This window comes from Xanthomonas sp. NCPPB 1826, from assembly GCF_056725285.1.
Window position 1 is genome coordinate 819101 of the sequence record NZ_CM161521.1, and the last position, 13958, is coordinate 833058.

Annotated in this window: 6 protein-coding genes; 3 read left to right on the forward strand and 3 right to left on the reverse strand. The window is 66.7% G+C overall.

What is annotated here, in order from left to right; translation table 11 throughout:
- Positions 1–11: 11 nt before the first annotated feature.
- The gene (locus AC1PLA_RS03560; RefSeq protein ID WP_016902980.1) at positions 12–2891 is read right to left on the reverse strand and encodes a M16 family metallopeptidase; all 2880 of its coding nucleotides are present in this window, start codon (positions 2889–2891) and stop codon (positions 12–14) included.
- 351 nt (positions 2892–3242) lie between these two features.
- Between AC1PLA_RS03560 and AC1PLA_RS03565 the strand changes: the two genes are divergently transcribed.
- Positions 3243–5939, forward strand: a complete 2697-nt coding sequence (locus tag AC1PLA_RS03565) for a PAS domain S-box protein (protein ID WP_481106153.1) — start codon at positions 3243–3245, stop codon at positions 5937–5939.
- Between the two features lie 1131 nt (positions 5940–7070).
- Here the strand turns inward: AC1PLA_RS03565 and AC1PLA_RS03570 are convergent.
- Together AC1PLA_RS03570 and AC1PLA_RS03575 are read right to left on the reverse strand one after the other, a co-directional pair.
- Positions 7071–9203, reverse strand: a complete 2133-nt coding sequence (locus AC1PLA_RS03570; RefSeq protein ID WP_180969355.1) for a methyl-accepting chemotaxis protein — start codon at positions 9201–9203, stop codon at positions 7071–7073.
- 307 nt (positions 9204–9510) lie between these two features.
- The gene (locus AC1PLA_RS03575) at positions 9511–10959 is read right to left on the reverse strand and encodes a cellulase family glycosylhydrolase (protein ID WP_481105600.1); all 1449 of its coding nucleotides are present in this window, start codon (positions 10957–10959) and stop codon (positions 9511–9513) included.
- A gap of 211 nt (positions 10960–11170) precedes the next feature.
- Here AC1PLA_RS03575 and AC1PLA_RS03580 point away from each other — a divergent pair, with 211 nt between their 5' ends.
- Positions 11171–12658 carry a SulP family inorganic anion transporter gene (locus tag AC1PLA_RS03580; protein WP_481105601.1) on the forward strand — a complete coding sequence of 496 codons (1488 nt, stop codon included), beginning with the start codon at positions 11171–11173 and terminating at the stop codon, positions 12656–12658.
- Between the two features lie 228 nt (positions 12659–12886).
- The gene (locus AC1PLA_RS03585; protein ID WP_481105602.1) at positions 12887–13867 is read left to right on the forward strand and encodes a GGDEF domain-containing protein; all 981 of its coding nucleotides are present in this window, start codon (positions 12887–12889) and stop codon (positions 13865–13867) included.
- The last annotated feature ends 91 nt before the right edge of the window (positions 13868–13958 follow it).

Consider the following 13958-nt stretch of genomic DNA (forward strand, 5'->3'; position numbering starts at 1 on the left):
ACTGACCAGCCTCAGCGCTTGACCGGCTTGCCGTCCACGTCCAGCACCTGCACCTCACCCAGCTTGAGCGCACGCACCGGGGCTTCGATCTTCTTCAGGTCGCCCACGATCACCCAGGTCATCGCGTTGGGCGCGATGATTTCCTTGATGGCCTTCTGCGCGGCCGGCTGGTCGATCGCTTCCAGGCGTGGCTTGAGCGTCTGCACGTAATCGTCGGGGCGGTCGAACTGCACGATGCCTTCGATCGCACCCAGCACCGCGCCGGTGGTTTCGAAGCTGCCGGGCAGGGCGCGGATGCGCTGGTTCTTGATCTTCTCGATCTCGTCGGTGGTCAGCGGCTTGTCGCCGATGATCGCGGTGGCTTCCTTGAGGATCTCGTTGGCCGACTCGGCGGTCTTGTCGGTCTGCACCGGCGCGGAGAACATGTACGGCCGCTGGCCCTGCGCATCCAGCATGCGGGTGCCGGCGCCGTAGGCCCAGCGCTTGTTCTCGCGCAGGTTCATGTTCAGGCGCGAGGTGAAGGTGCCGCCGAAGGCGCCGTTGGCCACGCCGATCGCCAGGTTGTCCGGCGCCTTGGTGGACGGTGCGAGCAGGCCGGCCAGAATCACCGACTGCGGCGCATCCGGGCGGTTGATCAGGTACACGCGCGGCTTGGGCTGCGCGGCGACCTGGACCAGGTTCTTCTTCGGCAACGGCGTGGCAGGTGCCTTCCAGTCACCGAAGGCGGCATCGAGCTGCGGGATGATCTGCGCCAGCGTGGTGTCGCCGGCCACCAGGATGCGCAGGTTGTCCGGACGCAGCCACTGGCGGTGGAAGGCCTGCAGGTCCTGGGCGTTGAGGCTCTTGATCGCCGCTTCGGTGCCGCTGCCGGTGAGCGGGATGCCGTAGGGGTGGTTCTGGCCGAACAGCAACGGCGGCAGCGCACGCAGCGCCAGGCTGTTGGGCTGGGTCTTTTCCTGCGCAATGCCGGCCAGCCACTGGCCGCGGATGCGCTCGATGTCGGCAGCCTTGAAGGCCGGATTGCGCACGATGTCGGAGAACAGCTGCAGCGACGGCTGCAGCTGGTCGTTGAGCGCATCCAGCGAGGCGCTGCAGCTGTCCAGATCGCAGCCGACCGCCGTGATCGCGCCCAGGCGCTGGCGACGCTGCGCCACTTCCACCGAATCCAGCGCGGCGGTGCTCTCGTTCATCAGCGCGGCGCTGAAGCTGGCGGTCCCGAGCTTGTTGCCCTGGTCGGCCGCATACCCGGCATCGAACAGCAGTTCCACCTGGGTGACCGGGATGGTGTGGCGCTCGGCCAGGATCACCTCGACGCCGTTCTTCAACTTGCCGCGCTGCAGCTGCGGGAAGCTCAGGTCGGGGAACTGGCTGGTCTGCGGCACGCCCTTGCTGCGGTCCAGCGTGGAGGCGGTGGTTTTGTACTTGCCGGCGGCCGGCAGCCTGGGCGCCGGCTTGCCGGGTTCTTCGCCACGCGCAACCACTGCCTTGTCTTCGGCGGCGGGGTCGAAATCCTTGCCGGCCGGCAGCACGGTGAGCAGATAGTCGCCCTTGCCGAACCAGGTGGCGGCGGTCTGCTTGACGCTGTCCACGGTGGCGGCCTGGCCGCGCTGCAGATCCTGCTTGTAGGCGCCCGGGTCGCCGCGGTAGACCTGGCCCTCGGCCAGGATCACCGCCTTGCCACCGAAGCCGCCGACCTTTTCCAGCCCGCGCACGAAGCCGGCGCGGTAGGCCACCTGCGCGCGCTGCAGCTCGTCGGCGGTCGGGCCCTGGGCGATGAACTTCTTGAGCTCCTCGTCGATGATCGCCTCGACCTTGGCCGGGTCCACGCCGTCCTTCACGTCGGCCTGGATCTGCACCTGGCTGGACAGCGCGAACGGCTGGATCGCCGCCGACACGTCATCGACCAGATTGTCCTGGTAGACCAGGCGCTGATACAGCCGCGAGGTCTTGCCGCCGCCGAGCACGGTGGTGGCCAGGTCCAGCTGGATCGCCGCATCGCTGCCCAGCTGCGGCGCGGCCCAGGTGCGGTAGATGCGCGGCTGCGAGACGTGGTCGTGCTGCACGCCACGCTTCTGCGCGGCCAGCGGGGTCACCCACGGCTGCTGGCGCGCCACCGGCTTGCCGGACGGGATGTCGCCGAAATACTGCAGCGCCTTGGCACGCGCCTGCGCCACGGTGATGTCGCCGGCCAGCACCAGGGTGGTGTTGGCGGCGCCGTAGTTGTCGTTGAACCACTGTTTGACGTCGGCCAGCGAGGCCGCGTCCAGATCTTCCATCGAGCCGATGGTGTCGTGCTGGTACGGGTGGTTGGCCGGGAACAGGTTGGACAGGATGTTCTGGTCCACGCGGCCGTAGGGGCGGTTCTCGCCCTGGCGCTTCTCGTTCTGTACCACGCCGCGCTGGGTGTCGAGTTCTTCCTGGCCGATCGCACCGAGCAGGTGGCCCATGCGGTCCGATTCCAGCCACAGCGCGGTGTCCAGCGCGGTGGTCGGCACGGTCTCGAAATAGTTGGTGCGGTCGAACCAAGTGGTGCCGTTCATGTCGGTGGTGCCGACCTTTTCCAGCGGCGCGAAGAAGCTGCCCTTGTTGTTCTCCGAGCCGGAGAACATCAGGTGCTCGAACAGGTGCGCAAAGCCGGTCTTGCCGGCCGGTTCGTCGCCGGAACCGATGTGGTACCAGATGCTCACCGCCACCACCGGCGCCTTGTGGTCTTCGTGCACCACCACGGTCAGGCCGTTGGGCAGGGTGAAGCGGGTGTAGCCGATCTCGGGAATGGCACTGCTGGCCGCGGGCTTGGACAGGCTGGCCGGGGCGGCAGCGACGGCGGGAGCAACGGTACCGGCAGCGACGCCGAGCACACCGGCGATCAACAGGGACAGCGGACGCAGCATGTGACACTCCAGAGCAGGACAATCGGCCGAGGGTAGTGGCTGCCTGTCGGCGTCGCAAATGCTGTCCGGCAGGGGGGGGATGTGCGACTACCGGCAGGATGGCGCGCGACGGGACGCCCGGGCCGGCGCTGGTCAGGGCGCAGCAACCGCAACATGTCCCCCCAGCGCGCCGGAGTTGGTTCCCATCCGGCACGGGCGTGACGGCGTGGCGGGTGCAGATGGCCGGTCTGCGGTGTGCACCACGCCCGGTGGGGCGATCGATTGCGCAGGCCCGGCACGTGCCCGGTCGTGTCTGGAGCCTTCCAACATCCCCATGCTGGCAGATCTGCGGGCGGGCTCGGCACCGGCACGCTGACCATCAGCAAGCAGGCCCGGCCGTACGCGCTCAAGTTGATCATCGCCTCGCCGTTACCTGGGGCGACCTACCTTGCCCAGACGTTGCCCGCCGATCACGCTATGACCCTTCTGTTGCCGCCCGTACCGATTCCTGCCGACGACGCCCTGCGTGTGGAGGCGGTGCGTCGGTTGGGGGTGCTGGACACCGAGCCGGAAGCCGAATTCGACGATATCGCCTGGCTGGCCGCCAACATCACCGGCGCCCCGATGGCGCTGGTGTCCCTGCTGGACGCCGACCGCCAGTGGTTCAAGGCGCGTTGCGGCACCGATCTGGAAGGCACCCCGCGCAGCGCGTCGTTCTGCTCGTATGCGGTGATGGGGACCGAGCTGCTGGAGATCCCCGACGCCGAGGCCGACCCGCGCTTTGCGCTCAACCCGCTGGTCACTGCCGCGCCGGGCATCCGCTCGTATGTGGGCGTGCCGCTGGTCGGCCGCGAAGGCTATGCCTACGGCACCTTGTGCACGCTCAGCACCCGCTCGCGCGTGCTCGACGAGAACCAGAAGCAAGGCCTGATCCGTCTGGCGCGCCAGGCCGTCAGTCAACTGGAGGCGCGTCGCGACCGGCTGGCCGCGCAGGCGCAGCGGCAGACCCTGAGCCGTCTGCTGGAAGCCATGCCCGACGGCGTGGTGTCCTGCGACAGCGACGGGCTGCTGCATGAATTCAACCACGCCGCCCGGCAATGGCACGGCACCGATCCGCGCCTGTTGCCGCCGACGCAATGGGCGCAGCACTTCGATCTCTACAACGCCGACGGCAGTGCGCTGCTGCCCACGGAGGCCATCCCGCTGGTGCGCGCCTGGGCCGGCGAGCATGTGCGCAATGCCGAAATGGTGATCCGCGCCACCGGCCAGCCGGCACGCAGCGTGCTGTGCAATGCAGACCCGGTGGTCAGCGATCAGGGCGCGGCATTGGGTGCGGTATGCGTGATGCACGACATCACCCAGCTGCGCGATGCCTCGGCTGCGCTGGCGGGCGAGCGCGCACGCCTGCAGTCGCTGGTGGACGCCTCGCAGGATGTGGCGATCATCGCGTTCGATCCGAACGGGCGCATCAAATTGTTCAATCCCGGCGCCGAGCGCCTGCTCGGCTACACGGCGGACGAGGTGCTGGGCAGCTGCCCGGCGCAGTTCCATCTGCCGGCCGAGCTGGAGCGGCACATGGCCACGCTGGCGTTGTCGCCGCCGTCGTATCTCAAGCTGGCCGCCGCTGCCGCAGGCGACCTGCTCGAAGAAGAACTCTGGACCCTGGTGCGCAAGGACGGCGGGCTGCGGCGCGTACGGCTGTGCTTCAACATCATCCACGACGCGCAGCAGGGAGTGTCCGGCTACCTGGCAATGGCCATCGACGTCACCGCCGAGCTGCAGGCGCAGGCCGCCGCGCAGCTGGCGGCCGAGCACTTCCGCGGTGCGTTCGAAACCGCGCCGCAGGGCATGGCGATCGTCTCGCTGGATGGCGACTGGCGCGACGTCAACCCGTCGCTGTGCAGCATCCTGGGATACCCGCGCGAGCAGCTGTTGCGCACTACCTTCCAGACCATCACCCATCCGGACGATCTGGACATGGACCTGCGCCTGGTGCAGGAACTGATCGACGGCAAACGCAACAGTTACAGCCTGGCCAAGCGCTACATCAGCCAGCAGGGCGCGGTGATCTGGGCGCAGCTGTCGGTATCGCTGGTGCGCGACAGCAGCGGCGCGCCGGTGCATTTCGTCTCGCAGATCCAGGACGTCACCGAACGCCATGTCGCTGCCGAACGCCTGGCCGAAAGCGAAGCGCGGCTGCGCGCGATCAGCGACGCCACCCCCACCCTGGTGGGGCACTACGATGCCGCGCAGCGTTGCCTGTTCGCCAACCAGGCGCATCGCGACTGGCTCGGCGTGGAGCCGGCCAGTCTGGTCGGCTGCGCGATCACCCAGGTACTGGGCGAAGAGCTCGGTGCGGAGGCACGCGCCGCGCTGGCGCAGGTGAGCGCCGGGCAGCGCGCCCACTTCGAACACGTCCTGCGTGGCGGCGCGACACCGCGTGATGTGGAAATCACCCTGGTGCCGGAAACACAGGGCGCAGCGGCGCAGGCGCAGGGATTCTTCCTGATGGCGCAGGATGTCACCGCGCACAAGACCCTGCATCGGCTGATGCACGAGCGCGCGACCCGCGACGCACTGACCGGCCTGCCCAATCGCCACGCCTGGTCCGAGGCGCTGCAGGTTGCGGTGACCCAGGCGCAACAGCAGCAGTGCGCGGTCGCGGTGATGTTCCTGGATCTGGACGGCTTCAAACGCATCAACGACGTCCACGGCCACCGCGCCGGCGACGCGGTACTGGTCGCCTTCGGCCGCTGCCTGCAGCAGGCGGCCGAAGGCCGCTATCTGGTGGCACGCCTGGCCGGTGACGAATTCGTGGTGCTGCTGGACAACCTGCAGGATCCGCAGACCGAATGCGCAGCCGTGGCAGACCGGATTCGCGCCGCATCGGCAGCGGGTGCGGTGTTCGGTGAGCAACATCTGCCAATCCGGTCCAGCATCGGCGTCGCCTGGCAACACGGCCAGCAGGCCGACGCCGCCAGCCTGATGCACGCGGCAGACGAAGCGATGTACGCCGTCAAACGCGCCCGCCACGGCAACGACAGCGCCGGCCGCGACGCCACGCGCTGACGCAGCGCATGCAGCAACACGCCTTTCTCCCAACAGGAGAAGGCCCCGCAGGGCGAGCAAGGCGACGACTTACCCATAACCCCGCGTCAATCAGAGCACTCCCTTCTCCCACCGGGAGAAGGTGCCCGCAGGGCGGATGAGGGTACGGCTGACCCAGAAACCCACGTCAATCGCATCGATGATGTTCACCACCCGCGATGTTGAGATCCATTATCTCGGTCGTCTGGAGATGTGATGCAGGGAATGGATGCATCGATTGCAGAGCGATGATCTGCGGCTCGGCTGCAAGGCCCTTGCTCACCCACCCTCGCAGGACACGCCGCAAGTACGTCCGTGTAGGCTCTTACGCGGCATCCATGCCGCGTAAGGTCCCGCGACGGTGGGCGGGCAAGGACCCATCGAGATGGTCGGTGTGCATGGCACAAGCGATGTGCTGTAAGCGCTGTTCGGATAATTGCGCGTCCGGTCATTTTCCAAACGTAAGCCGGCGAGCTTTTCAAGAAAGCAGCCGACCAACTCTCTGGCGCGGTGTCCTTGCCGATTGCGGGACCCTTGGCGGCATGGATGCCGCCAAGGAGCCTCCATGGACGGATTCACGGCGTGTCCCGCGAGCGGTTAGGGCATCGCGCGCTCGACTCACCGAGCGTTTGACTTAAGTATCTAATCACGCCTCAACGCTGCCGCGAGTCGAAGCCTTGGTTGCTCTACGCATTGCGCTTTGACTGGCGTGGACAATACGGATAGCTCAGTTGCAGCGCGGAGGATCTGTGACCTCGCTGCAGGGCCCTTGCCCGCCCACCATCGCAGGACACGCCGCAAGTACGTCCTTGTAGGCTCTTACGCGGCATCCATGCCGCGTAAGGTCCCGCGACGGTGAGCGGGCAAGGACCAGTTGAGATGGTCGGTGTGCATGGTTGCGAGCCGTGCGCCTTGCACGGTTGTCCGATGACCTGCGGTCTGATCAGCCTCTTTTGATCTGATGACGCGCTTGTTCTGATGCAGATGCGGCTTTCGGGGGCACCCTTACCCGAATCCCCGCTCCGCGCCCCAGCCCGCGTTTGCGTCACGCGCGCCAGTGGCGCGCATGCCGTGCTTTCGCGCTCGAAGGGGGAGGCGCTCTACATCCATCCATCAAGCCGCCTGCACCACCGAGCGCCGTTGCGTCAGCGCAGCCTGCTGCGGCACCAACCGGAACACTGCCACTGCGCGGGTCAGATCCGCCGCCTGGTCTTCCATGCTGCGTGCCGCAGCGGTGGCTTCTTCCACCAGCGCTGCGTTCTGCTGGGTCATTTCGTCCAGCTGCATCACTGTGGTGCTGACCTGCTCGATACCGGCGCTTTGCTCGGTGCTGGCGGCGGTGATCTCGGCCATGATGTCGGTCACCCGCTGCACCGAGCTGACCACCTCGGTCATCGTGCTGCCGGCCTGTTGCACCAGGTCCGAGCCCTGCGCCACTTTTTCCACCGAATCGGAGATCAGCTGCTTGATCTCCTTGGCGGCGCCGGCCGAACGCTGCGCGAGTGCGCGCACTTCGGTGGCCACCACCGCAAATCCGCGGCCCTGCTCGCCGGCACGTGCCGCTTCCACCGCCGCGTTCAGGGCCAGGATATTGGTCTGGAACGCGATGCCGTCGATCACCCCGATGATGTCGGAAATCCGTGCCGACGATTGCGTGATTGCCTGCATGGTGCTGACCACTTCCTGCACCACGCGGCCGCCGCTTTCGGCCACTTCGCCGGTGCCCTTGACCAGCTGATTGGCCTGGCGCGCGTTGTCGGCGTTCTGGCGCACGGTGGAGGTGAGTTCTTCCATAGAGGCGGCGGTTTCTTCCAGGTTCGCCGCCTGGTGCTCGGTGCGCGTGGACAGGTCGGCATTGCCGCTGGCGATCTCGCCGGCGGCGGTGTTGATCATCTCGGCCGAGTGCTGGATGCCCTGCACGATGGTGGTTAGCTGGATCGCCGTGCGGTTGGCCGCATTGGCCAGGCGGCCGAATGCGCCCTCGTAATGCGATTCCACCCGCTGCGACAGATCGCCATCGGCAATCGCGGCCATGATGCGGCCGACATCGTCCAGGCCTGCATCGGCCTGCTGCATCAGGCGGTTCAGTGCCTGCACCATTTCGGCGAACGCGAACTGGTAGCGCGACTGCTCGCCGCGTGCGGAGAAGTCGCCGCGTGCGGCCGCGTCGGCCAGGCGTGCGATATCGCTGTTGATCGCCGACAGGTTGCTCTTCACCGTGTCCAGCGCTTCGTGCAGCGCCGCGCGCTGGCCGGGCAGGCGACGCATGTCGCGGCGCAGATCGCCGCGGCCGTACTCGCCCATCAGGTCCATCGCCTCGTTGATGGCATCCAGATGCTCGAACACCACCGTGTTCACGCCGTGCGCCAGGGTGCCGTAATCGCCTGGGAAATCCTCTGGAATGCGGTGCGCGATGTTCTCGCCCTGCTGCAGGCGGATCATGGTCTGCATCTCGCCGTTGAAGCGCTGCAACTGGGTCTGCATCTGCTGCATGCTGTGCATCAGCTGGCCGGTTTCGTCGCGCGATTCAACCCGGATATCGTTGTCGAAGCGGCCCGAGGCGATCGCCTCTGCGGTACGCGATGCTGCCCGCAGCGGTGCCGCCATCGCCGAGGCGATCAACCAGCACAGGCCGATCACCATCGCCACCAAGGCGCCGCCGATCAAGGTCAAGGTGCGGGTGAAGCCCCAGGCCTGCACCTGGATGTCTTCGGCGTACACGCCCATCACCAATACCCAGTTCCAGGCCGGAAAGGTCTTGGCGTAGCTGATCTTGGGCAGCTGCTCCTGCTTGCCCGGCTTGGGCGCGTTGTAATAACTGAAGCCGTTGCCGCGCTCGATCGCCGTCTTGATGTCGCGATAGACGTACTGCCCGGCATCGCTCTTGTAGTCGCTCATGTCGGTGCCGACGGCGCGCTTGGGATGCATCAGGATGCGCATCTGTGGGTCGACGATGAAGAAGTAATCCACCCCGTCGTTGGTACGCATGTCGGCCAGCGTGGTGCGCGCAGCTTCCTTGGCCTGTTCGACCGTCAGCTCGCCGGCCTTGGCCTTGTCTGCGTAGTGCTGCATCACGGTCAGGCCCATCTCCACCTCGGTCTTGACGCTGAGTTTGCGCGCCTCGATCAGGTCCAGATATTGCAGGCGGGCCGCAGCCACTGCCAGCAGGATCACGCCCACCGTCAACAAGCTGCACAACAGGACGAACTTGCGGGTGAGCGGGAGATTGGCAACGTGACGACGCAACAGGGAGACAACAGGCATGGCAACGGCATCCAGAACGCGCGCAGGGCGCTATGTCATGAATAGCGGCTGATTCACATGCGGGTTGAATGCTAATTGCGGCAGCGTCCGCTTGCGGCGGATGCAATGTAGGAGCGCCCTTGGGCGCGATGGGGCGTTATCGATAACGCTTCATCGCGCCCGGGGGCGCTCCTACCAGGTCATGGGCATCGATCCAGCGATCGATGGATGACGCGACATTGGTGACTTGCAGACTGTCGGCAGTGTGCAAGGTAATGGCGGACACGCACTGCGTGCCCGCCGTATTGCATCAGCCTGCCGCGCAGAAGCCGAATTCGGCCGTCGCACCGGCGGCCAGGGTGCGGTTGAAGTCAACGCCGCTGGCCTTGAGCGTGCTGCCGCTCTGCGACCAGGTGACGTTCCAGGCGTTGTTGACGGTGCCGGTGACCGGTAGCGAGATCGCCCAGGTGCCGCTGGCGGTGCCGGTGTTGGTGACCTGCACGCGATTGCAGTAGCCACCGTTCCACTGGCTGTCCACGCTCACCTTGGTGCTGAAACTGCCGCTGGGTGTCGGCGTCGGCGTCGGCGTCGGAGTTGGCGTGGGAGTGGGAGTGGGAGTAGGTGTGGGCGTCGGCGTGGTGCTGCTCACCGTGCCCCACAGCGTCCGCAGCAGCGCCATCTTGTCTTCGCGCACGCTGGTCCAGTCGTCGCGCAGGATGCCGCCGGTGTCGCCGCTGTTGGGATTCCACGACCAGTAGAAGCCCTCGTTGATGCCCTTGCTGCGCAGGTACTTCACCAGCGCGTCCTGCCAGGCCTTGTCGCGTGCGTCGCCTTCACCGTACTTGCCGCCGAATTCGCCCAGCAGCAGCGCATAGGTGCCAGCGAACTGGCCGAAGTGGCGGTCCCAGATCGCCGGCATGTTGTTGGGGAAATTGCTGTCGTTGAAGTACGCCTGCGCGTACACGTCCGGCCCGTACACATGCGGCGCCAGCAGCAGCCGGTTGGCCGGAATGTTCAGCGGCGTGCAGGCCAGCGGCTGCAGGTTGCCGCCCCAGAAGATGCCGCCGTTGGTGGAGCAGACCGGATTGTCGGTAATGCCTTCCACCGCGATGATCCATTTCGGTGCCACCGCCAGCACTGCGGCCGAGCCGCGCTCGGCGGCCTTGTTCCAGTCGGTGGCCGCGTTGCCGGTGCCCCAGGTGGCGGCACCGTGCGGTTCGTTCTTCAGGTCCAGGCCGATCACGCTGGGCACGTTCTTGTAGCGGTTGGCGACAAAGCGCAGATCGTCCAGCCACTGCGCTTCGGAATACGAGCCGGTGTACCAGAGCTCGGAGATGGCGGCGCAATCGGGGGCGTGGTGATCCAGCAGCACATACATGCCACGCGCGTTGAATTCGTTGATCACCTTGTCCAGGATCTGCAGCGAGCTCAGGCCCTGCAGATCGGCATTGAGGCTGTAATCGATGCTGGTCGGCATCGTGCTGCTGCGCAGGGTGGCCGGGCAGAACGGCAGACGCACGGCGTTGAAGCCCAGGCCCTGCATCTGGTTGATCATGTCCTTCCAGTTGCGTGCCCACAGACCGTGCATGACATGGTTGCCGGTCTCGAAGCCGAATACGTTGACGCCCTTGAGCTGCACCACCTTGCCGCTGTCGTCGACAATCTTGTTGTTGCTGATGGAGTAGCTGAAGGCCGGTGCGGCGGCGAGCGCCAGCGCGGTGGCCAGTGCGAGCGTACTGGCGGTCCTGAAAATGGACATGGTGATCTCCCTAGCGAACCCGGCTCGACACCCGAACCCGGTGAGGGGGGCATCTTGGTCCGCGGCTGCATCGTTTGGCGTGATCCGGACCACAGAAAGGCGCATTGCCGCACCGGTCACACGCTGGCTGCGGGCCGGGTCGCTTTCGCGCACACTATCGCCGCTGTCGCCTGTCCGCAGGCTGTCCTTTCTGTCCCCGGAGTGTCTTCCAATGTCCTTTCTGCGTGCCGAACTGGCGCAATGGCGCGCCTCGCCTGCGCGCGAACTGATGGCCGGTGCGGTCGCTACCTTTGCGCTGATTCCCGAAGTGATCGCCTTTGCGTTCGTGGCCGGCGTCGACCCGCAAGTGGGGCTGTTCGCGTCGTTCGTGATCGGGATTGTCATCGCGTTCTTCGGCGGCCGCCCGGCGATGATTTCCGCTGCGGCCGGGTCGGTGGCCCTGGTGGCCGCACCGCTGGTGGCCGCGCACGGCTTGCCTTATCTGCTGGCGGCCGGGCTGCTGGCCGGTGCGGTGCAGATCCTGTTCGGTCTGTTGCGGCTGGGCGTGCTGATGCGCTTTGTCAGCAGTTCGGTGCGTACCGGCTTCGTCAATGCGCTGGCGGTGCTGATCTTCGCCGCGCAGCTGCCGCATCTGCAGCACGCCAACCTGGCCACCTGGGGCATGTTGGCGTTGGGCCTGCTCATCATCTACGGCCTGCCGCGGCTGCCGTTGCCGGGCGTGTCGGCAATCCCTTCGCCGCTGCTGTGCATCCTGGTGCTGACGGTGCTGGGCTCGGCGTTGCACCTGCCGCTGGAGACGGTGGCCGATCTGGGCAAGCTGCCCAACGCACTGCCGGTCCTGCAATGGCCGGCGGTGCCGCTGACGCTGGAGACCTTGCGCATCATCGCCCTGCCGGCGCTGGCCATCGCGATGGTGGGGCTGCTCGAATCGCTGATGACCGCACGCGTGGTCGACGAACTTACCGACACCCCGAGCAACAAGAACCGCGAGTGCACCGGGCTGGGTCTGGCCAATACCGCGGCCAGCCTGTTCGGCGGCATCGCCGGCTGCGGCATGATCGGGCAGACCGTGGGCAACGTGAAATACGGCGGGCGGGGCCGTCTCTCCACCCTGTTCGCCGGGGTGTTCCTGCTGATCCTGATGGTGCTGCTCAAGCCGTGGGTCTCGCAGGTGCCGGTGATCGCGCTGGTGGCGATCATGGTGATGGTCTCGGCCGAGACCTTTGACTGGCGTTCGCTGCGCACCGTGGTCACCCATCCGCGCACCTCCAGCATGGTGATGCTGGCCACCGTGGCGGTGACCCTGGTCACCCGCAACCTGGCCGCCGGGGTGGCGGTGGGCGTGGTATTGAGCGGGGTGTTCTTCACCTTCAAGGTGGCCGGGCTGCTGCAGATCACGCACAGCGACGGCGACGACGGCGTGCGTACCTACCACGTGCGCGGGCAGGTGTTCTTCGCCTCGGCCGACGTGTTCATCGACGCCTTCGACGCGCGCCAGGTGCCCGGCCGCGCAGTGGTGATCGACGTCGGCCGCGCGCATTTCTGGGACATCACCGCGGTGGCGGCGCTGGACAAGGTGGTGCAGCGGCTGCGTCATCATGGGCTGGACGTCCAGGTCAAAGGCCTGAATGCCGGCAGCCGGCGCCTGATGCAGGCGCACGCGCTGGGCGACGATGCGCTGGAGTCCGCACTGCCGTAAGCGCGCTGGTGCACCGGCCGGTCGCGCGCCTGCACATCCGTGTACGCCGGCTGGCCGTGCGCTGCGCCGGCCGGCGGGCGGACTCAAGTTCGCGCGTGCAGCGCCGATGAACCGGCATCGAGATTGCCGGTAACCCGTCGTGATGCCAGTGCGTTCCAGCCCGAGAGGTGTGCCCGCGTGCCGTGACCGGCGCTGCGGGCCTGCGTCTGCCCGCGGGATGGTGCGGCAATGACCACGGCACCGTTGCTGGAACGCATGGTGGACCTGACCGCCATCCGCGATGCCGACCTGCTCGACCTCAGCCTGTTGCGCACCATGCGCGAGGTCTGCGCGTCCGAGGAACTGTCGTTGCTGCGCATCGCGCCGGACGGCCGCACCATGGCCGAAACGCGGCTGCGCGAGGATGGCCGGCTGTCGCTGACGGTGGCCGACATCCACGACGCGCAGATGCGCGCGCAACTGGCCGACCTGCATGGGCCGGGCGATGTGGTGCAGTTGCAGCAGGACGGCCGCGCGCTGCTGGTGTACCCGATGATGGAGGCACGCGGCATCCGCACCTGCCTGCGTGTGGGCGGCTCGCGCGCGCCCGGCGCCGCCGAGCAGGTGATGCTGCAGGGCTTTGCGCGCTTCTTCCAGAATTACCGTAGCCTGCTCGACGATGCCCAGCGCGATGCGTTGACCGGCCTGCGCAACCGCAAGACCTTTGACGATGTGATCCTGCGCCTGTTCGCCGGTGGTGCGGATGCGGCGGCCAGCGAAGGCGTGTGGCTGGGGATCGTGGACATCGATCACTTCAAGCGCGTCAACGACAGCTTCGGGCACCTGTATGGCGACGAGGTGCTGTTGCTGGTTGCGCAGTTGATGCAGCGCTGCTTCCGCCAGGACGATCTGCTGTTCCGCTTCGGCGGCGAGGAGTTCGTGATCGTGTTGCGCGGTGTGGACCGCGACATCGCGGTGAGTCTGTTCGAGCGTTTCCGTATGGCGGTGGCCGAGCAGGTGTTTCCGCAGGTCGGCAAGGTCACGCTCAGTACCGGCATCGTCGAGCTCACCGACGGCCAGTTGATAAGCCAGCTGCTCGACGAGGCCGACAAGGCGCTGTACTGGGCAAAGCAGCACGGCCGCAATCGCACCGAGGTCTACGCCGAACTGGTGGCGAGCGGAAAGATGCAGCAGGTCACCCAGCAGGTCGGCAGCGTCGATCTGTTCTGAGCGGCAGTGGCGTTCGGCGGCGGCGCTGCGGTTTAGGTTGCAGCAGCATGTAGCAGTTGGACGGCATCCAGCGCCATGAGGCGCAAGGTGG